At 72.2% G+C, this 17,512-nt stretch carries 17 protein-coding genes; 7 read left to right on the plus strand and 10 right to left on the minus strand.

All coding sequences use genetic code 11. The annotated features are described in order from the left end of the window. Positions 1–190: 190 nt before the first annotated feature. Entirely contained in the window at positions 191–955 is a 765-nt protein-coding gene (locus ABZ860_RS06345; RefSeq protein WP_357215871.1) for an SDR family oxidoreductase, read from the minus strand. A gap of 194 nt (positions 956–1,149) precedes the next feature. After that, positions 1,150–2,385 carry an MFS transporter gene (locus tag ABZ860_RS06350; protein WP_357215874.1) on the minus strand — a complete coding sequence of 412 codons (1,236 nt, stop codon included), beginning with the start codon at positions 2,383–2,385 and terminating at the stop codon, positions 1,150–1,152. Positions 2,386–2,468: 83 nt separating this feature from the next. Here ABZ860_RS06350 and ABZ860_RS06355 point away from each other — a divergent pair, with 83 nt between their 5' ends. From ABZ860_RS06355 to ABZ860_RS06365, 3 genes are read left to right on the plus strand one after another with little or no spacing between them, the layout of a single operon-like run. After that, on the plus strand, positions 2,469–3,341 hold the full coding sequence (locus ABZ860_RS06355) for a LysR family transcriptional regulator (protein ID WP_357215875.1): 873 nt from the start codon (positions 2,469–2,471) through the stop codon (positions 3,339–3,341). Positions 3,342–3,345: 4 nt separating this feature from the next. After that, a complete protein-coding gene (locus tag ABZ860_RS06360; protein WP_357215877.1) occupies positions 3,346–3,960 on the plus strand; it encodes a class I SAM-dependent methyltransferase in 615 nt (204 codons plus the stop codon). A gap of 60 nt (positions 3,961–4,020) precedes the next feature. After that, the gene (locus ABZ860_RS06365; RefSeq protein WP_357215879.1) at positions 4,021–4,572 is read left to right on the plus strand and encodes a hypothetical protein; all 552 of its coding nucleotides are present in this window, start codon (positions 4,021–4,023) and stop codon (positions 4,570–4,572) included. 23 nt (positions 4,573–4,595) lie between these two features. Here ABZ860_RS06365 and ABZ860_RS06370 read toward each other — a convergent pair whose 3' ends face one another. Next, a complete protein-coding gene (locus tag ABZ860_RS06370; protein ID WP_357215881.1) occupies positions 4,596–5,093 on the minus strand; it encodes a hemerythrin domain-containing protein in 498 nt (165 codons plus the stop codon). 404 nt (positions 5,094–5,497) lie between these two features. Here ABZ860_RS06370 and ABZ860_RS06375 point away from each other — a divergent pair, with 404 nt between their 5' ends. Continuing rightward, the gene (locus ABZ860_RS06375) at positions 5,498–6,268 is read left to right on the plus strand and encodes a hypothetical protein (protein ID WP_357215884.1); all 771 of its coding nucleotides are present in this window, start codon (positions 5,498–5,500) and stop codon (positions 6,266–6,268) included. A 50-nt stretch (positions 6,269–6,318) separates the two neighbouring features. Here ABZ860_RS06375 and ABZ860_RS06380 read toward each other — a convergent pair whose 3' ends face one another. Both ABZ860_RS06380 and ABZ860_RS06385 read right to left on the minus strand, forming a co-directional pair. Continuing rightward, positions 6,319–7,935 carry a multicopper oxidase domain-containing protein gene (locus ABZ860_RS06380; RefSeq protein WP_357215887.1) on the minus strand — a complete coding sequence of 539 codons (1,617 nt, stop codon included), beginning with the start codon at positions 7,933–7,935 and terminating at the stop codon, positions 6,319–6,321. Then, on the minus strand, positions 7,928–8,335 hold the full coding sequence (locus tag ABZ860_RS06385) for a hypothetical protein (RefSeq protein ID WP_357215890.1): 408 nt from the start codon (positions 8,333–8,335) through the stop codon (positions 7,928–7,930). Before ABZ860_RS06385 ends, ABZ860_RS06380 begins: the two co-directional genes overlap by 8 nt. A gap of 107 nt (positions 8,336–8,442) precedes the next feature. On the opposite strand from ABZ860_RS06385, the gene ABZ860_RS06390 reads away from it, so the two are divergent. Further along, complete coding sequence (locus tag ABZ860_RS06390; protein ID WP_357215893.1) at positions 8,443–9,351, plus strand: LysR substrate-binding domain-containing protein; 909 nt, start codon at positions 8,443–8,445, stop codon at positions 9,349–9,351. A 9-nt stretch (positions 9,352–9,360) separates the two neighbouring features. Here the strand turns inward: ABZ860_RS06390 and sigJ are convergent, their stop codons facing one another. Continuing rightward, on the minus strand, positions 9,361–10,296 hold the full coding sequence (gene sigJ / locus ABZ860_RS06395) for an RNA polymerase sigma factor SigJ (protein ID WP_357215895.1): 936 nt from the start codon (positions 10,294–10,296) through the stop codon (positions 9,361–9,363). A 145-nt stretch (positions 10,297–10,441) separates the two neighbouring features. Here sigJ and ABZ860_RS06400 point away from each other — a divergent pair, with 145 nt between their 5' ends. Further along, positions 10,442–11,032, plus strand: coding sequence for an NAD(P)H-dependent oxidoreductase (locus ABZ860_RS06400; RefSeq protein WP_357215898.1), 591 nt, complete (start codon positions 10,442–10,444; stop codon positions 11,030–11,032). A gap of 72 nt (positions 11,033–11,104) precedes the next feature. Then, the gene (locus tag ABZ860_RS06405; protein WP_357215901.1) at positions 11,105–11,545 is read left to right on the plus strand and encodes a nuclear transport factor 2 family protein; all 441 of its coding nucleotides are present in this window, start codon (positions 11,105–11,107) and stop codon (positions 11,543–11,545) included. A gap of 97 nt (positions 11,546–11,642) precedes the next feature. On the opposite strand, the gene ABZ860_RS06410 is transcribed toward ABZ860_RS06405, so the two are convergent. The 4 genes from ABZ860_RS06410 to ABZ860_RS06425 form a co-directional block, all read right to left on the minus strand. After that, positions 11,643–12,005, minus strand: coding sequence for a nuclear transport factor 2 family protein (locus ABZ860_RS06410; protein WP_357215904.1), 363 nt, complete (start codon positions 12,003–12,005; stop codon positions 11,643–11,645). A 64-nt stretch (positions 12,006–12,069) separates the two neighbouring features. Next, a complete protein-coding gene (locus ABZ860_RS06415; protein WP_357215907.1) occupies positions 12,070–13,395 on the minus strand; it encodes a hypothetical protein in 1,326 nt (441 codons plus the stop codon). A gap of 132 nt (positions 13,396–13,527) precedes the next feature. Beyond that, positions 13,528–16,536 carry a bifunctional [glutamine synthetase] adenylyltransferase/[glutamine synthetase]-adenylyl-L-tyrosine phosphorylase gene (locus ABZ860_RS06420; protein WP_357215910.1) on the minus strand — a complete coding sequence of 1,003 codons (3,009 nt, stop codon included), beginning with the start codon at positions 16,534–16,536 and terminating at the stop codon, positions 13,528–13,530. 273 nt (positions 16,537–16,809) lie between these two features. Next, positions 16,810–17,511, minus strand: coding sequence for a type 1 glutamine amidotransferase (locus ABZ860_RS06425; RefSeq protein WP_357215912.1), 702 nt, complete (start codon positions 17,509–17,511; stop codon positions 16,810–16,812). Position 17,512: the final 1 nt, after the last annotated feature.

A 17,512-nucleotide genomic window follows, 5' to 3' on the forward strand; every position in this document is an offset into this window, starting at 1 on the left:
CGACCACCGGTCCACGCGGCGGGTCGGTAGCAGTCCTTCTCATCTGCGGGTCGCGAGCATCGCGGCGTACCCGCTCCCGGTTCGCCGGGTGTCGCGTCGGCGGCGGCCGGGCTCGCCCCTATCTCCTCCGGCAAGCGTTCCCGCCGTCACGGCGCACGACGTGACGGCGGGAGCGTAGCGATGCGCTGCCTCATCCGGCGATGACGGCCGTGGTGGTACGGCCGCCGTCCACGTCCAGCACGATTCCGTGCACGAACGCGGCCTCCTCACTGGCGAGGTAGACCGCGGCATGCGCGATCGCCTGCGGCTTGCCCATTCCTCCCGCCGGAGTGCCGTTCATCATGACCTCACCCGGGTGCGCCGCTCCCGGTGCAGGCTCCAGGATCACGCCCGGAGAGATCGCGTTCACGCGCACGCCGCGAGGACCGAACTCGGCGGCCCAGGCGCGCGTGAGGGTCTCCACCGCGCCCTTGGTCGAGCTGTAGAGCGCACCCATGGGAATGCCCAGGCGTGCGATCCACGAGCCCAAATTGATGATCGCCCCGCCGCCGGCCTCGGCCATGGCCGGAGCGATCGCGGCAGTAAGGAAGAACGGCGCCTTCACGTTGACGGCGTAGACCTGGTCGAAGGTCTTCTCGTCGGTGTCCACCGTGCCGTCACCGGGATAGATTCCGGCGTTGTTGACCAGGATGTCGATGCCCCCACCGAGCACGGACATCGCCTCCCGCGCCAGGGCGTGCGAGGCCTCGGCGCTTCCGTCCAGATCCGCCTTCACGAAGTCGGCCCGGCCACCACGCGCGCGAATCCCCTCGACGACTCTCCCGCCCCGTTCGGCGCTGCGGCCGGATACGATCACGTGCGCGCCCTCCGCCGAGAACGCCTCCGCGATCGCCCGCCCGATGTTGCTCGTCGATCCGGTCACCAGCGCCCGCCTGCCGTTCAACCGTCCGCTCATCACGCGCTCCTGTCATGCTCGTCCGCCTGTGCCCGCACCGTGACCTGTTCGGTCACCCGCACGGCACTGCCACTGTGCGAGGACAAAATTGGACCCGCAAGTCCAATGCGTCGCCGCCGTAGGTCAACACGTGAGCGCGTCCCGGATCGGCGCCGCGTCCTGGTCGAGAGGCCCACGCGAGCGCCTGCCGGGGATCACGGGGCTGCTCTGTCAAGGGCGGGGGTCCTGCGCAGCAGGAGCGCGAGGGCGCCGGTGGCGGCGAGCAGGAGCACGGCGAGGGCGACCACGCCCGGCCATCCGGCCTCCGTCCAGGCGCGGCCCGCGAGGCTGCCGAACAGGGAGGACCCGAGGTAGTAGGTGAACAGGTAGAGCGACGCCGCCTGGCCCGTGGACACCCCGCCCGCGTGCGCCCGGGCCGGGACCCATCCGCTGGCCACCCCGTGGACGGCGAAGAACCCCGCGGTGAGGAGCGCCAGGCCGATGACCACGACCGGCAGCGTGGACGGCAGCGTGACCAGCGCGCCGACGACGGCCAGCAGACAGCCCAGCGGCGTCACGGTCCGGCGCCCGTAGCCGTCCGCCAGCCGGCCGAACACCGCGGAGCTGACGGAGCCGATGGGATAGACGAGGAACATCAGGCCGGCGGCTCCGACGCCGAGGTGGAACGGGGCGCCCGCGAGCCGGAAGCCCAGGGTGTTGAACACCGCGACCAGGGCTCCCATGGAGCAGCCGCCGATGCCGTACAGCGCGAGCAGTCCACGGTCCGACACCGCGCGCAGGCTCCCGCGGAGCAGGGCGCGTACGCCCGCCGGGGCCGCGGTGAAGCGCCGCGAGGCCGGAAGCAGCACGCGTACGGTCAGGGCGCACAGCAGGCCGAGTGCGGCGACCGCGGCCAGGGCCCAGCGCCAGCCGGCGGCCTGGGCGACCGCGCCGGTCAGGAGGCGACCGGCCATCCCGCCCAGCGCGGTGCCGCCGACGTACAGGCCGGCGGCGCGGGCGTGCGTGGACGGGTGCAGTTCCTCACGCAGATAGGCGGTCGCCACCGCGGGAAGCCCGGCCAGCGCGATGCCCTGGAGCGACCGCAGGACCATGAGCGCAGGCCATCCGGGCGCCAGCGCGCACGCCGCCGCGACGACGGCGGACGCCGTCAGCGACAGGTGGATCAGCCGGGTGCGTCCGACGACGTCGGACAGGGGGCCGGCCACCAGCAGCGCGACGCCGAGTCCGAGCGTGGTGAGCGACACGCTCAGCGTGCTCTCCGCGGTGGACACCCCGAACCGGGAGGCGAGCTCGGGCAGGATCGCCTGGGTGCTGTACAGCAGCGCGAAGGTCGCCACCCCGGCGGCGAACAGGGCGACGACGACCCGCCGATATCCGGTGGTCCCCGGCAGGTGTCCTTCCACGGCAGAGGTCTCGAGAACAGCGGTCACCCGAACGACTGTGCGCTTCCAGGCGCCATGCGTCCAATGCGATGAAAGGCGGGTTTCGATGCGTGATGCGTATGATGGCGGGCATGCTGCTCCGGGACCTGTCCTGGCTGGTCGCCCTCGCCGACCACCAGCACGTGACCGACACCGCCGCCATTCTCCGCACCAGTCAGCCGACGCTCTCGCGCGCACTCGCCCGCGTGGAGACCGAGCTCGGGACCCGGGTGTTCGAGCGCGCACCGGACGGGGTCCACCTGACGCCCAACGGGAGAATCGTGGTGGCGGCCGCGCGCGACCTCACGGCACGCTACGAGCAGTTGCTGGCCGATCTCCGGAGCCTGCTCGACCCGGACACCGGCGTGGTGCGCCTGGCCTTCCTCGACTCCATGGCCACCTCCCTCGTCCCTCGGCTGTTGCGCTCCTTCCATGAGCACGCCCCCCGGATGCGGATCCTGCTGCGCCAGGAACCGGCGCACGAGATCGTCCAGGACCTGCGCACCGGGGCCGCCGACCTCGCGATCACCTCTCCGCGCCCACCCGGGGACTTCGGCTGGCACCCACTGCAGGAGGAGCGGCTGGTGCTCGTCGTCCCGCCGAGCCACCGCCTGCGCGACCGGGAGGAGGTGGACCTCCAGGAACTGGCGGACGAGGAGCTCGTCACCACGCCGGTCGGCTTCGGTTATCGGGCCCTGGTCGACACGCTGCTGCGCGACGCCGGGGTGTCCCCCGCCGTCTCCTTCGAGAGCCAGGACCTCGCGACCATCGAGGGCCTGGTCGCGGCCGGGCTCGGCGTGGCCATCGTCCCGGAGCCCTTCGCCGGCCAGTCCGGCACCGTCGGCGTCAGGATCGCGGCGCAGGCCGCCCGCCGCACCATCGGCCTCACCTGGCGTACGGACCATGCCCCGGCCGCCCCCGCCACCCGCTTCCGGGACTTCGTCATGACGCCCGCTCTACGATGATCGGATGCGCCAGGCCGACCCGGATCCGTACTGGAACACCAACGTCGCCCGGCACGCGGGCATCCTCCGCGCCGTTCCCGAAGGGTGCGGTGACGCGCTGGACGTCGGCTGCGGCGACGGCCTGCTCGCGCGGAAGCTGACCGGCCGCGCCAAGCGCGTCACCGGCGTCGACAACTCACCGGAGATGATCGCACGTGCCCGCGAGCTGTCCGCCGGCCGGCCGGAGCTCACCTTCGTCGAGGGCGACTTCCTCACCGCCGTCCTGCCCGTGGAGGAGTACGACTTCGTCTGCTCGGTGTCCACGATCCACCACATGGACTTCGACGCGGCTCTCACCCGGATGCGCGAACTGCTGCGCCCCGGCGGCACCCTGGTGGTGGTCGGCCTGGCCCGCGAGGCGTCCCCCGCGGAGTGGGCGGCGATGATCGCGGCCGCTCCCGTCGTGCGGATCACGAAGGTGCTGCGCCGCGCGCGGGGGCCCGAGGGGATGCCGGTGGCCGAACCACGGATGAGCTACGGGCAGGTGCGGGTCGCGGCACGCCGCCTGCTGCCGGGCGTGCGCTACCGCCGGCACGTGCTCCGCCGTTACTCCCTGACCTGGACGAAGCCCGGCGGTTAGGCGTGCACGGATTTCTGGGATTCCAGGTCGCGGCGGATGCTGCTCGGCCAGGATGCGAGGATGGCCGGCAACGGGACGTACAGGAACTGGTGGTGGGGCCTGACGCTCACCGCGCCGATGCTCGCGACCTGCGCCCTGACCGTCGTCGCCGCGGTTCCTCCCGGCGGCAGCTTTCGGTTGTTCCTGGTGGCCATACCCGCGTGGTTGCTGTCCGGGGTGATGTGGCTGGTGCTCCTTTTCTTCCGTGAGTACAGGCGCAGTCGCTGGGCCCTCGTGCCGCCCCTCGCGGGAGCCCTCACCCTCGCGCTGGTGTGCTTCGACATCCCCGTGAAAGCGGCCTTCCTGGTCTCCGAGCCGGCCCTCACCCGCTATGCGAGGTCGCTGCCGGAGGACGAGAGCTGGGCGAGCGTGAGAGACCGTGTCGGCCTGTTCTCCATCGAAAGCGTCCAGCGCTGGAACGGTGTCACCCAGCTTCGTGTGGCCGGCTCCGGCGGCATGCTGGAGGAGTGCGGCTTCGCCTACCTGCCGGGCGGTGACGCGCGTGCTCTCGACGTCTCCGGCACGCGACGCCTGTGGGACGGCTGGTACGCCGTCTGCCTCGACTTCGACTGACGCCGGCCGCTCCCCCGTCCCGCTCAGGCTCCACCCTCGTCCGTACGCAGGAACTCGGGACGGGAGCGGTGCCAGTCCGGCGCGTCGAGCGCGTTGAGTGCCGAGACGATCCGCTTCTCCTCGTAGACGAAGTGCGTCTCCATCAGCGCGGCCAGGCTGTCCAGCTCACGGTGCACCTCGGCGGGGTCCGTCGCCTGGTCCAGACGGCCCGCAAGAGCCTGGAGCCTTCGGAGGGAGTCCTCCACCAGGCGGTGGTCGCGGCGCAGTTCCTCCAGCACCGGGCGCAGCTCGGGGAACCGCCGGGCGAGCTCGGGGAAGGCGCCCTCGTCCTCACCGGTGTGGTGGCGGTTCAGCGCGGAGCAGAAGGCCAGGCAGTGGGCCCGCAGTTCGCGGGGCCGCGCGCCGCCCGCCAGATAGGCGTCGATGTCCTCGCGCAGCGCCGCGAGCTCCTCGCGAAGCCAGATGTGTACGTCGATCAGTTGGTTGCCGAACGCCGTCAGGCGTCCATGCGATGTCGTCAAGGTCATCCCTTGTGCCGGCGCCTCCATGCCCTCGGCGGCCTGTTTGCCGGGTGCACCGCGACGCTGCCCAAGCATCTATCACCGGGCCGGCCGACAGGTCAACGGCGCAGGGTCCGGCGGTAGCGGCGCCCCATGCCTCGGGCATCAGGCGCACGGCCGGGGTGAGCCCGTCGAGATGGGTCTGGGGCATGAGCCCAGTTAGGCGGCCTGCCACGACCGGACGTGGACGGCGGCGATCGCCTTCACGTCCGCCGGTTCGGCGCGTCTGATGACCATGCACGCTCCATATCCGCTTTCGGCTGCCGCCGCCTCGTTATACACCTCGCTGCCATCCGCGAAACAAGCGGGTTGATATCCACAAAAAGGCTTCCGGTGAACATTTGTGTGGTTTAACCTCGTCGTCCGTGAAACTCGCCACGATTGCACTCGCCGGTTCGATGGCACTGGGGCTCGTCCCTGCCGTCTCCGGCACGGCCGCCGCCCACCCGGTCACGAGCAAGACGCTCACCGACAACCGCCTGTACGGCGCGGGACCGTTGCCGGCCACCGACTGCCGGGAAAGACCGGTGAAGAAGAAGGACGCGAGGTCCGCCAAGGCCTACCTGAATGAGATGTTGAATTGCCTCACCCGCTCCTGGGGCCCTGAATTCGACCAGGCGGGCCTGAAGCTGTCCCGGGTGAAGCTCACGTACGCCACCCAGGTGCCGGCGAAGTACTGCGGTGCCAAGTGGCGCAAGGACGATTGGGACGGCTACTACTGCGACGCGTCGCACACCATCCTGATCGTGCTTTCCAAGGACCTCTTGGAGGAGCCGGGGGATCTCTACCTGTTCAACCTGCTGGCGACGCAGTACGGGGAGCACGTGCAGAACGCCGCCGGCATCTACCGGGCCTGGTACAGACTCGACTACGGGAGCAAGGCCGAACTCACCGAGCAGACACGGCGATACAGCCTGCAGAGCTCCTGCTTCGCCGGAGCCTCTCTGCGAAGCGTCTGGAAGTCCTTCCGGCGTGCCCACGAGGACTGGGACGATCTGCTCTACTACCTGCGCGGCTGGGCGGGCAAGTACAGCGGGAACAGGAAGTCGATCACTTACTGGGCCAACGAAGGATTCAAATCCGGCGACCCCATGGCCTGCAACACCTGGACCGCTCCGTCCTCGAAGGTGGCCTGACGCGCCGCGGCCCTGCGTCGCCGTCATGGAGACGCAGGGCCCCGGGTGGTCTAGACGATCTCGAGGTTGGCCATCATGCCCATGTCCTCGTGTTCGGCGTTGTGGCAGTGGAAGAGGTAGCGGCCGCGATAGCCGTCGAACCGGGTGACGATCTCCACGGCTTCGCCGGGCCGCAGCGAGACGGTGTCCTTGAGTCCCCCGTCGTGGGGCAGCGGCGGCCTGCCGCCGCGCGAGAGCACCCGGAAGCCGACCAGGTGCAGGTGGACGGGATGGTGGACGTCGGCGACGAGCCGCCAGACCTCGACGTCGCCGAGCCGGGTGGTGACGTCGGTGCGGGCGGGGTCGAACGGCAGGCCCCCGATGAGCCAGCCGCGACCCGCGTGCGTCCGCCCGGCGCGGAAGGCGAAATCGCGCACCCTGACGGCGTCCGAGCGCCGCCAGGCCGGCAGGTCGGCGGACAGGGTGCGGGGGACGCGGCTGCCGTCGGAGGCCTTGTGCGCGACCCGGAAGGCCATGACGTCGCGGGTGCGGCCGGAGCCGAGCCGGTTGACCACCCTGACGAGGCCGCCGATCGGAACGCCGGAGAAGTCGACGACCACGTCGTAGCGTTCCGCGGGCGCGATGGGCAGCAGCGTGTGGACGACCGGCGCGGCGAGGAGTCCCTGGTCGGCGCCGATCTGGACGAGGTCGAGGCGGCGCCCGTCACTGGTGACCGCTTCGAGCTCGTAGTGGCGGGCGTTGGAGGCGTTGAGGATGCGCAGCCGGTAGCGGGCCGCGTCGGCCTCGTGCACGGGCCACGGCGCGCCGTTGACGAGGATGACGTCGCCGAGGACCCCGGCGAGGTACGGCTCGCGGACGCCGGGCCGTACGCGCAGGGTGGGGTCGAGGGCGGGGTAGGCGAGGCCGCCGTCGGCGGCGAACGCCCGGTCGGCGATCACGAGGGGCAGCTCGCGCGGCCCGGCGGGCAGGCCGAGGGCGTCCTCGGCGTCGTCGCGCACGATGTGCAGCCCGGCCAGGCCCCGCCAGATCGCGGGGGCGGTGAAGTCCATCCGGTGGTCGTGATACCAGAGCAGCGCCGGCCGCTGGTCCAGCGGGAAGGTGTAGTCCCGCGTCAGCTCGGTCACCACGGCCCTCGGGTCGTGCATGGCGTGCCCGGAGCCGTGCGCCGTGTGCCCGGAGCCCTGTCCCATGTGCAGAGAGCGCTCCTGCCGGCCTCCGGGCAGGAGCAGGTCGGTCGGGTACCCGTCGGAGGCCGCCGGTGTCCGGCCGCCGTGCAGGTGCACGACCGTCGGGACGGGCAGCTCGTTGCGGTGTGAGACGGTGACCGGCCGGCCCCGGCGCGACTCGATCGTCGGTCCGGGGAAGGTCCCGGCGTAGGTCCACATCGGCGTCGTGACACCGGGCAGGATCTCCACGCTCGCCTCGCGCTGGGTGATCTCGTAACGGTCGGCGCCGCCGGAGGTGCTCACCGGCTTCAGCACGGCGGGAATCGGCAGCGGCACCTGGAACGGGGGCGGGAGCGGTACGGCGCTGCGCAGCACGGCGCCGGTGATCGCCGGCCGGCGGGCCAGCGCGCCCGCGCTCGTCAGCCCCGCGGCGGCCGTCAACCCGAGCGCCCCGCCGATGCCCAGGGCCCGCCGCCTGGTCATGCCACGGCTGTCACGCACCGCCGGCCTCCTGTCGCAGGACAGGCCGCCGCCATACGTCGATGAACTGCACCGCGACCGCGACGACGGTCATCACCCCCAGGGGGAGGTGCAACCACAGCGCCCCGTCCAGCCCGGCGAAGTACTGCACCGTCTCGGCCGCCACCAGGGCCGCCGTGGCGAGAAACGGCCAGGCCTGACGCAGCCGGACCCAGACCGCGATCGCGACGACCGCCTGCAGGCACCCGATGGAGGTGACGACGTCGGCGCCGGCCCTGTGCAGGCTCAGACCGGCGTAGTCGCCGGTCAGATACACCCCCGCGAACACCGGCTGGCCGGCGATCGCCGCCGCGTGCGCGCTGACGACGGCGCGCAGCAGCCATCCCGTGGGTGCCGTCCGGGGCGCGGCCACGGTGAGCATGCGGATCCCCCCTCACTCCGTTCTTGTTCCTGAACGGCCCCGACACTATGCCCGCGAAGTTATGGTGTCTAAGATCAATATTGCTATGGCGCTATGCCCGGGGAGTCATGATGGACCTGAACGCGCTGAAGCAGTTCCTGGTGGTGGCGCGGCTCGAGCACCTCAGCCGGGCGGCCGACGAGCTTCACATCGCCCAGCCGTCGCTGAGCCGCACCATCGCCCGACTGGAGGGCGAACTGGGCACGCCCCTGTTCGACCGGAGCGGCCGGCTACGGCTCAACGACGCGGGCAAGCACTTCCGCGATCACGTCGAACGGGCCCTGGGCGAGCTCGACGCGGGGCGGCGCGCCGTCGCCGAGGCCACCGGCGAGGGCCTGGGCGCCGTGAGACTGGCGTCGGAAACCTTCCTCACCCTCACCGGCCCGCTGGCGGCCTACAAGCGAGCCCATCCCTCCGTCGAGATCGAGCTCCACTGGTCCCTGGCCGAGGACATGGCCCGCCGCCTGCGCGCCCAGGAGGTCGATCTGTGTGTCGCCTCGCAGCCGATCCACGCCGAAGGCCTGGAGTCGACGCGGCTGTTCGACGAGGCGGTGGGGGTGGCCATACCGCTCGATCATCCGCTCGCGGGCCGTACGTCCGTGAGCATCGAGGAACTCGCCGGGCAGCCCTTCGTCACCGCCCGCACGGGGCACTGGCTGCGCCGGCTGCTCGACCGGCTCTTCGCGGCACGAGGCCTGACCCCGAAGATCGTCTGCGAGAGCGACGAGCACAGCGCCATCGCGGAGCTGATCAGCGCGGGACTCGGCATCGGCCTGGTCCCCGCCTTCGCGCGCCGCGGCGACCCGCGCGCCCCCCTCGCCTGGATCGCCGTCGACAGCCCCGACTGCCGTCGCACGGTCGCCCTGTACTGGGGCGCCGGCAGCCACCTGTCGACCGCCGCCCGGCTGATGCGCACCATGATCACCAGCTGGACCTGGACCACCGGCGAACCCTGGGAGACCCGCCTGCCGGGGTGAGCGGCCCGGTCAGCCCGTCGTCCAGGGGTGGAGCTTGTCGGGGTTGCGCACGGCCCAGATGCGCTTGATCCGGTCGCCTTCGACCTGAAACGCGAACACCGACACGGTGACACCGTCCTGCTGGGCGATCAGGCCGGGCTGGCCGTTGACCGTACGCTCCAGGAGCGTCAGGCCGGGCGCCAGGGCGGCGAGGCCGACGAAGTGACGTGCGATCCGCTCTCCGCCCTCGATCGGGCGGAGCAGTGCGCTGACCAGCCCGCCGCCGTCGGCGATCCCCGTGGCGCCGGGGTCGAGGAGCCCGAGGAGGGCGTTGATGTCCCGGGCCTCCCATGCCTGTTTGAAGTCCCTGACGATCCCGGCCTGCCGGGACGCCGGCGTCGCGGCGGTCTGTGAGTCGCGGATGCGACGGCGGGCCGAGGAGGCCAGCTGGCGGCAGGCCGCCGGAGTGCGGCCGACGATCTCGGCCACTTCGGCGAAGGAGTAGCGGAAGACGTCGTGCAGGACGAACGCGACGCGCTCGGCCGGGGTCATCGCCTCGAGCACGACGAGGAAGGCCATGCTGACCGACTCGTCCAGGGTGACCCGGTCGGCCGGGTCGACGCTGATGCCGTCCGGCCGCCCGCTGATCCACTCCGTGGGGTCGGGCAGCGGCTCGGGGATCCATTCGCCCACGTAGGTCTCTCGCCGGGCCCGCGCCGAGGAGAGCAGGTTGAGGCAGATGCGGCCGGCGACCTTGGTCAGCCAGGCGCCGGGAGACGCGATGGCGTCCTGCTCCTGCGGGGACATGGCATACCAGCGGAGGTAGGTCTCCTGGACGACGTCCTCGGCCTCGGCCAGGGAGCCGAGCAGGCGGTAGGCGAGATTGATCAGTTGACGCCGCTCGCTGATGATCGCGCTCAGGCCCGCGTCGGACCGGTCGTCTCCTGGTCCCGAATGGGTGGTCATGGTTCCGGACGCTCCCTGGGTCGAATTCTGCCCTTACCGGTCCGACAAGACAGCGCGGTGAACTGTGAGGTCGGCTCCTCGCCTCACATTCCGGGGTGCCACGTTGTCGTACTGCTCGAAGCACCGACCTGAGAGCAGGAGAGCAATGATCAAGATCGGAATCATACTCGGCAGCATCCGCCCCGGCCGCAGGGGCGAACAGGTCGCCGCGTGGGTCCATGAGACGGCGTCGCGCCGCACGGACGCCGAGTTCAAGCTGATCGACCTGGCTGACCACCCGTTGCCACACCTGGACGAGCCGACGCCGGCGATGATGTCAGGGGGCCGGTATCAGCACGAGCACACCAGGGCCTGGGCGGACACCATCGCCGCGTTCGACGGGTTCGTGATCGTCACTCCCGAGTACAACCACTCGGCCCCCGGAGCGCTCAAGAACGCCATCGACCACCTGTACGCGGAGTGGAACGACAAGGCGGCCGGGTTCGTCTCGTACGGCGTCGTGGGCGGCGCCCGCGCGGTCGAGCAGCTGCGGCTCGTCTGCGGGGCGGTGCAGCTGGCGGATGTGACCCCGCAGGTCACACTGCCGCTGGTGACCGAGTTCGAGAATTACACCGTCTTCAAGCCGGGCCCCCACAGCGTCAGCGCCCTGGACACGCTGCTGGACCATGTCGTCGCCTGGAGCGCCGCCCTCGCGCCGCTGCGCGCCGCTTCCCCGGCCACCGTCGCCGCGACCTGACATTTCGCGGTGCTGTCCGGTCGTACCAGTGAGAAGCCGAAATTTCCCACCGAGTCAGAGGGACGGGTAGCGATGTCTACGCGACGCGAGAAAGACGAAGCCGAGATCTGGCAGCGGATCGCCAGGATCGTCGAAGGGATCCGGGCCAAGGATCTCGAAGGCCTGAGGCGGCTCTACGCGGCGGACGTCGTGTCCTTCGACGTCGAGCCGCCGCTGCAGCACGTGGGGGTGGACGCGAAACTGAAGAACTGGGTGAACGTGTTCGCGTTCTTCCAGGAGGTGGATTACGAGGTGCGCGACCTGACGGTCACGGTGGGCGACACGGTGGCGTTCGGACACTGCTTCGGCCGGCTCAGCGGCACGCTGGAGAACGGGACGGCGACGAGCGGCATGTGGGTCCGGGGCACTTTCTGCTTCCGGAAGTCCGACGGCGAGTGGTTGATCGCGCACGACCAGGTTTCCGTGCCGCTCGACATGTCGAGCGGCAGAGGGGTGACCGACCTCGAGCCCTGAGGCGGGCCGCGCCGCCGCCGGCGCCCCGGCTCGCGCCGGCCGGGGCGCTGCCGGTTCCGCCGCGCGGCCGTCCGATGTCGGGAACGGCCCTCGCCGATCACCCGCCGGTGCCGCGGTAGGTCCACATCTCGGCGAGCAGGCCGTCCTGTACGCGGATGAGCCAGACCAGCGGGGTGCCGTCCGCGTCCTGGCCGCGGCCGGCGTTCCCGACGACCGCCACCAGGTCGCCTTCTCCGAGGACGGCGTCGATCCGGAAGCGGAGGTCGGGCTGCGCGCCGCGGATCCGCCCGACCGCCTCCCGCACGCCCTTCGGCCCGGCCACCTCGGGGTGCGCGTGATCAACCCAGCCCGGGCTCAGGATCTCCTCGGCCGCCGAGACGTCGCCGGTGTTCCACATGTCGAAGTAGCGCGTCGCGAGCCGTCGCGGCGACCGCGACTCGTCGTCGTTCACGGCGGTCATCTCACATCCGGTGTGCACGGGTGACAGCAACAGCGGGAAAGCGGGCCGGGGGCGGTACGGCCGGTCAGGAGGGGGTGGAGCCGGAGGTCCGGGCGCGCAGGCCGCTCACCCGGCGCAGGATATCCCACCAGAACGGCGCGCCGAACAACAGGGCGATCAGCGTGATGAGGAACCCCGGCCAGTGGCCCGGCGACGTGAGACGCCGCCACCAGTCGCCGCCGTGCCAGGCCCACGCCGGGCCGTCGGACGCGTCCATCGTGACGCTCACCGGGGCGTTCGTGAAGATCTTCACGAACGCCGGGGTGCTCAGCACGTCGGTGACGCACGCGTAGGGGTCCTGGCCCGGCTCGCACTGCTCGCGCAGCGGTTCCAGCGCCTGGGGGCCCGTCTGGCCGAAGGCGGTCACCGCGCTGCGGTAGGCGTTGTCGCGCAGCAGGGTCTTGCCGTACTCCAGGGAGTCCATGCTGAACACCAGCGTCACGACGAGGCCGAGCGCGACGAGGACCCAGCGGACGTAGCGGCGGTAGAGCAGGCTGAGCCGCTCCATCTCGCCGTCGAACCAGTCCTCGACGCCGCGGCGGAACGCCTCCAGATCGTGGCTCGCCCTGTCCCACACCGCCTTGAGCGGCCGGGAGAAGGGGCTCTTCAGCGCGTCGAGGTCCCGCATGAGGGCCTCCACGCCGCCGTGCTCGGTGGCGATCTCCATCACGGCGACGGCGAAGCGCGCGGGCGGGATGTCGGCGATGCTCGTCCTTCCGCGCTTGGCGTGGTCGATCTCCTGCAGCCGTTCGTGCAGCAGTTCGGCCATCGACTTGCCCTGGCCCGGCGGCAGCACGCCGCCCGCCGCGCCGTCCTGCGCCGGATCCAGGGTGAGGACGGCGGTCTCCACGGGATCGGCCTGCCCGGCGGGGTGCGCGGGATCCGCCGACGCGCCCGCCGGAGCCGTCGCCTGCCCCGCCGTCGTCTGTTCCGTCGCCATCTGTTCCGTCGCCATCTGTTCCGCGGCCACGGAGTCGGCGGCGGCGGCGAGCGGCGGGCTCTCCACGGGCGGCGGCTGCCGGCTGAACGCGGGCCGCGGGTCCCGGCCGAACGGCAGCCGCGCGAACACCCCCAACACGCTGGCGGGCAGGCGCGAGCGGCCCTCCTCCTGCGTCAGCGGCGTCCGCGCCGTGCGGCCGAGCCTCTTGAGCGCCTCCAGGATCCGGTCGAGCCGGGAGGTCCCGTCCGCCGTCTCCGCGCCGTCGAGGGTGTCGCGCAGGTACGCCCACAGGAACTTGCTGCGGATGCCGAGCAGCCTGACGATGCCCTCGTTGATGCCGCTGACGACAAGCGACAGCAGCAGGAAGGCCAGGATCAGCCCGATGGCCAGGTCTGCGTAATACGAGATCAAAGAGATCACCCGCACCCGTTGATACACGTTACGGGCTGCGATGGCAACGCTCCGATCCGCACACATATGCGTCATACGGAACAAGCCGCGCGCCAAGGCGGCAATCGCCCTTGCCCGGGCTCTTGCTCGGGCTCAGTCCTCGTAGAAGACGCGCTCCACCACGGTCCTGGCCCGCCGGGTGGCGCGCCGGTAGTCCTCGACGAAGTCCTCGGTGCCCTCGGGCGGATAGCCGAGCGCCCGCGCGAGCAGCACGCGCTCCTTGACCGGGGTCGGGATGCTGTCGGCCGCCCGGCCGCGCACCAGCATGAGGGCGTCGCGGATGCGCGAGGCGAACAGCCACGCCTGTGCGAGCACCTCCTCGTCGGCCGGGTCGAGCAGGCCCTCCCCCGCCGCCGCGCGCAGCGCGTCCAGGGTGCGCGTCGTACGCAGCGCGGGTACGGCTCCCGCGTGCCGCAGCTGGACGAGCTGGGCCACCCACTCCACGTCGCTCAGCCCGCCCCTGCCGAGCTTGGTGTGCAGGGCCGGGTCGGCCCCGCGCGGCAGTCGCTCGGCCTCCATGCGCGCCTTGAGCTTGCGGATCTCGCGTACGGCGTCGGCGGAGATGCCCTCGGCCGGGTAGCGCAGCGGCTCGATGAGCGCGACGAACTCGCGGCCGAGTTCGGCGTCGCCCGCGCAGAACCGGGCCCGCAGCAGCGCCTGGGCCTCCCAGTGCGAGGCCCAGCGGTCGTAGTAGGCCCGATAGGAGGCGATCGTGCGCACGAGCGGTCCCTGGCGTCCCTCCGGCCGCAGGCCCGCGTCGAGCTGCAGCGGCGGGTCGGGGGCGGGCAGCGCGAGCAGCCTCCGCGTCTCCTCGGCCACCGCGTGGGCCGCGCCGGTCGCGTCCCGCTCGGCCACCCCGGGCAGCGGCGCGTGCACGAACATGACGTCGGCGTCGCTGGCGTAGGAGCTCTCCAGGCCGCCCAGGCGGCCCATGGCGATCACGGCCATCCGCGTCGGGAACGGCGCCCGCCGCTCCAGCGTGACCTTGTTGATCGCCGTGTCCAGCGCCGCCTGGATCGTGACGTCGTTCAGCGACGAGAGGGCCTGGCCGACCTCCTCGATGTCGATCAGACCCGACAGGTCGGCGCATGCCGTGCGGAGCAGTTCCCTGCGGCGCAGCGCCCGCACGGCGGCGACGGCGGTCTCGGCGTCCTCCGCGTGGCGGCCCACGGCGGCGGCGGCCTCGGCGGCGAGCGTCGCGGCGGGCCGTACGGCGAGTTCGGCGGGCGAGCCCAGCATCGCGACGGCCTCGGGGGCGTGCAGCAGCAGCCCGGTGACGTACTTGCTGGTGCCGAGCAGGTGGGCGAGGCGCTCGGCCACGGCGGTCTCGTCGCGCAGCAGGCGCAGATACCAGGGCGTGGTGCCGAGCTTGTCGCTCACCTGGCGGAAGCCGAGCAGGCCGGCGTCGGGGTCGGGGGCGTCGGCGAACCAGCCGAGCATGACCGGCAGCAGCGTCCGCTGGATGGCCGCCCGGCGGGAGACGCCGCTGGTGAGCGCGGCGATGTGACGCAGCGCGCCCTCGGGGTCGGCGTAGCCGAGCGCCTCCAGCCGCGCGGTGGCGGCGGCCGTGGACAGGCGGGCCTCGGTCTCGGGCAGCCGGGCGACGGCCTGCAGCAGCGGGCGGTAGAACAGCTTCTCGTGGAGCCGCCGCACCTCCAGCGCGTGCCGCCTCCAGGTGGTGGTGAACTCCCCCACCGGGTCGGTCGTCATGCCGAGCCCCCGGCCGAGCCGCCGCAGGTCGGCGGTGTCCGACGGCACCACGTGGGTGCGGCGCAGCCGGTGGAGCTGGAGCATGTGCTCGACCTGGCGCAGGAAGGTGTAGGCCTCGGCGAGCGCCTTGGCGTCGTCGCGCCCGACGTAGCCGCCCCTGGAGAGGGCGGCGAGGGCCGACAACGTGGCCCGGCGGCGCAGCAGCGGGTCGGATCGGCCGTGCACGAGCTGGAGGAGCTGGACGGCGAACTCGATGTCCCGCAGCCCGCCCGGCCCGAGCTTGATCTGCCGGTCGGCCTCGCCCGCGGGCACGTGCGCTTCCACCCGGCGGCGCATGGCCTGCACGTCCTCCACGAACTTGGGCCGGGCGGCGGCCTGCCAGACCAGCTCGTTGACCGCGGCGACGTACTCCTGGCCGAGCTCCAGGTCGCCCGCGACCGGGCGCGCCTTGAGCAGCGCCTGGAACTCCCAGGTCTTGGCCCACCTGCGGTAGTAGGTCAGGTGGCTTTCCATGCTGCGCACGAGCGGGCCCATCTTGCCCTCCGGGCGCAGGTTGGCGTCCACCTCCCACAGCGCGCCCTCGGGGGTGCTCGCCGAGCAGGCCCGCATCATGCCCTGCGCGAGGCGGGTGGCGATCTGCAGCGCCTTGGTCTCGTCCACGCCTTCCTTGGGCTCGGCCACGAAGACGACGTCGACGTCGGAGATGTAGTTCAGCTCGCGGGCCCCGCACTTGCCCATGCCGATGACGGCCAGCCGCACGTCGCCCGCGTCGGCCACCTCGGCCCTGGCGATGGCGAGGGCGGCCTCCAGCGCGGCCGAGGCGAGGTCGGCCAGCGCGGCGGCGGCCTCGGCGAGGGTGCACTCGCCGGTCACGTCCAGCGTGGCCAGGTGCAGCAGGCGGTTGCGGTAGGCGACACGCAGCGCGTCCATCGCCGGCCCTGCCGTGCCCGGCCCGGCGGTGCCCCCTTCGGCCGCGGGCTCGGCCACCGGCTCGGCCGCACCCGGGTCCGCCCCGACCGCGAGCAGCATCTCCTCACGCAGGTCGCCGAGCGTGGACCACCGCGTCCACGGGATCGACGGCAGGCACTCCGGGTGCCGCACGACGTGCTCGCCGAGCGCCGCGCTGAGCCCGAACACGCCGAGCAGCCTGCGGCGCAGGTCCGGGTCGGCGCGGAACGCCCCGAGCACGCTCGGGTCCCGCTCGACGAGGCGGCTCAGCGTGGTGAGCGCCAGATCCGGGTCGGCGGCCCTCACGAGGTCGTCGAGCAGCGCGAAATCGCCGACCGCCTCGGGGCCGAGCTCGTCGAGCAGCCGTTCGGCCCGCGCGCCGTCGGCGAATCCGAGCGCCGCCAGGCGCCCTGCCGTCGTCTGTATCCGAGGCGCGGCGTTCACCGTTCCTTCCTCCACCCCGACGTCGATCACGTCGGCCCCCCGAGACGAACCTTCCCAGTAACCGTACACATGGGTCGGAAGCCTCCTCGCAGAGATCGGCCCCTACCGGGAGGCCGACCTTGGATGTCGCCGCCCGGCGCGTGCCGGGCTCAGCGCACACGCTAACCCTCCGCCTTGTGCGCGTCCTTAGCGGTTTCTCTGCGTAATCGGCCCATCACGGGTTTTCCCCGCGCGCCCCTCCCCCCATGTCAGTCCATGCACGGCCCAGGTGAGTCAGCGCCGGGCGAGCTGGGCCGCGAACGCCTCGGCCAGCGGCTTCCAGGTCGCCTCCAGCTCGTCCCCCGCCGCCTCGACCTGCGCGTTCAGCTCCTCGGCCCGCTCGGGCGGCAGCTCCCCGCCGCCGGTCCAGGAGGCGAAGATCGCGGGCGTGGCCTCGGGGTGGAACTGCACGGCCCAGGCCCGGTCGCCGAGCCGGTAGGCCTGGTTGGCGTACCGCGCGCCGGTGGCCAGCCGTACGGCGCCCTCGGGCAGGGTGGTCATGGCGTCGTAGTGATACTGGATCGCCCGGACCGGGCCGGACGGCAGCGCGGACAGCAGCGGGTCGGCCGCGGCCTCGGGCAGCGGCTCGATCTCCCCCAGGCCGATCTCCAGGCCCGCGCCGCCGCGCTCGACGGTCCCGCCGCAAGCCATGGTCATGAGCTGGGCGCCGAGGCAGATGCCGAGCGTCGGCACGCCCTCGTCCACGGCACGGGCGATCAGGTCCCTGGTGGCCGGCAGCCAGCCGTACCCCTCGTCGTCCCAGGCCGCCGCGGCGCCGCCGAGGACCAGCAGCCCGCCGGCGGCGCGTCCGGGCACCGGCTCCCCCTTGTACGGCCGGACGACCTCGGCCTCGACTCCGGCGGCCTCCAGCCACCCCGCGAAGAAGCCCAGGCCGGCGTCGGCCTCGTGCTCGATGACGATCAGACGTTCACCCATA

It is taken from the genome of Microbispora sp. NPDC046973 (assembly GCF_040644495.1).
Classification (GTDB): Bacteria; Actinomycetota; Actinomycetes; order Streptosporangiales; family Streptosporangiaceae; genus Microbispora.

Coding starts and splice junctions, on each gene's coding strand:
- sigJ (WP_357215895.1), bottom strand. CDS start 10,296: ATGACCACCCATTCGGGACCAGGAGACGACCGGTCCGACGCGGGCCTG.
- ABZ860_RS06390 (WP_357215893.1), top strand. CDS start 8,443: ATGATGGACCTGAACGCGCTGAAGCAGTTCCTGGTGGTGGCGCGGCTC.
- ABZ860_RS06425 (WP_357215912.1), bottom strand. CDS start 17,511: ATGGGTGAACGTCTGATCGTCATCGAGCACGAGGCCGACGCCGGCCTG.
- ABZ860_RS06385 (WP_357215890.1), bottom strand. CDS start 8,335: ATGCTCACCGTGGCCGCGCCCCGGACGGCACCCACGGGATGGCTGCTG.
- ABZ860_RS06360 (WP_357215877.1), top strand. CDS start 3,346: ATGCGCCAGGCCGACCCGGATCCGTACTGGAACACCAACGTCGCCCGG.
- ABZ860_RS06345 (WP_357215871.1), bottom strand. CDS start 955: ATGAGCGGACGGTTGAACGGCAGGCGGGCGCTGGTGACCGGATCGACG.
- ABZ860_RS06405 (WP_357215901.1), top strand. CDS start 11,105: ATGTCTACGCGACGCGAGAAAGACGAAGCCGAGATCTGGCAGCGGATC.
- ABZ860_RS06410 (WP_357215904.1), bottom strand. CDS start 12,005: ATGACCGCCGTGAACGACGACGAGTCGCGGTCGCCGCGACGGCTCGCG.
- ABZ860_RS06400 (WP_357215898.1), top strand. CDS start 10,442: ATGATCAAGATCGGAATCATACTCGGCAGCATCCGCCCCGGCCGCAGG.
- ABZ860_RS06365 (WP_357215879.1), top strand. CDS start 4,021: ATGGCCGGCAACGGGACGTACAGGAACTGGTGGTGGGGCCTGACGCTC.
- ABZ860_RS06355 (WP_357215875.1), top strand. CDS start 2,469: ATGCTGCTCCGGGACCTGTCCTGGCTGGTCGCCCTCGCCGACCACCAG.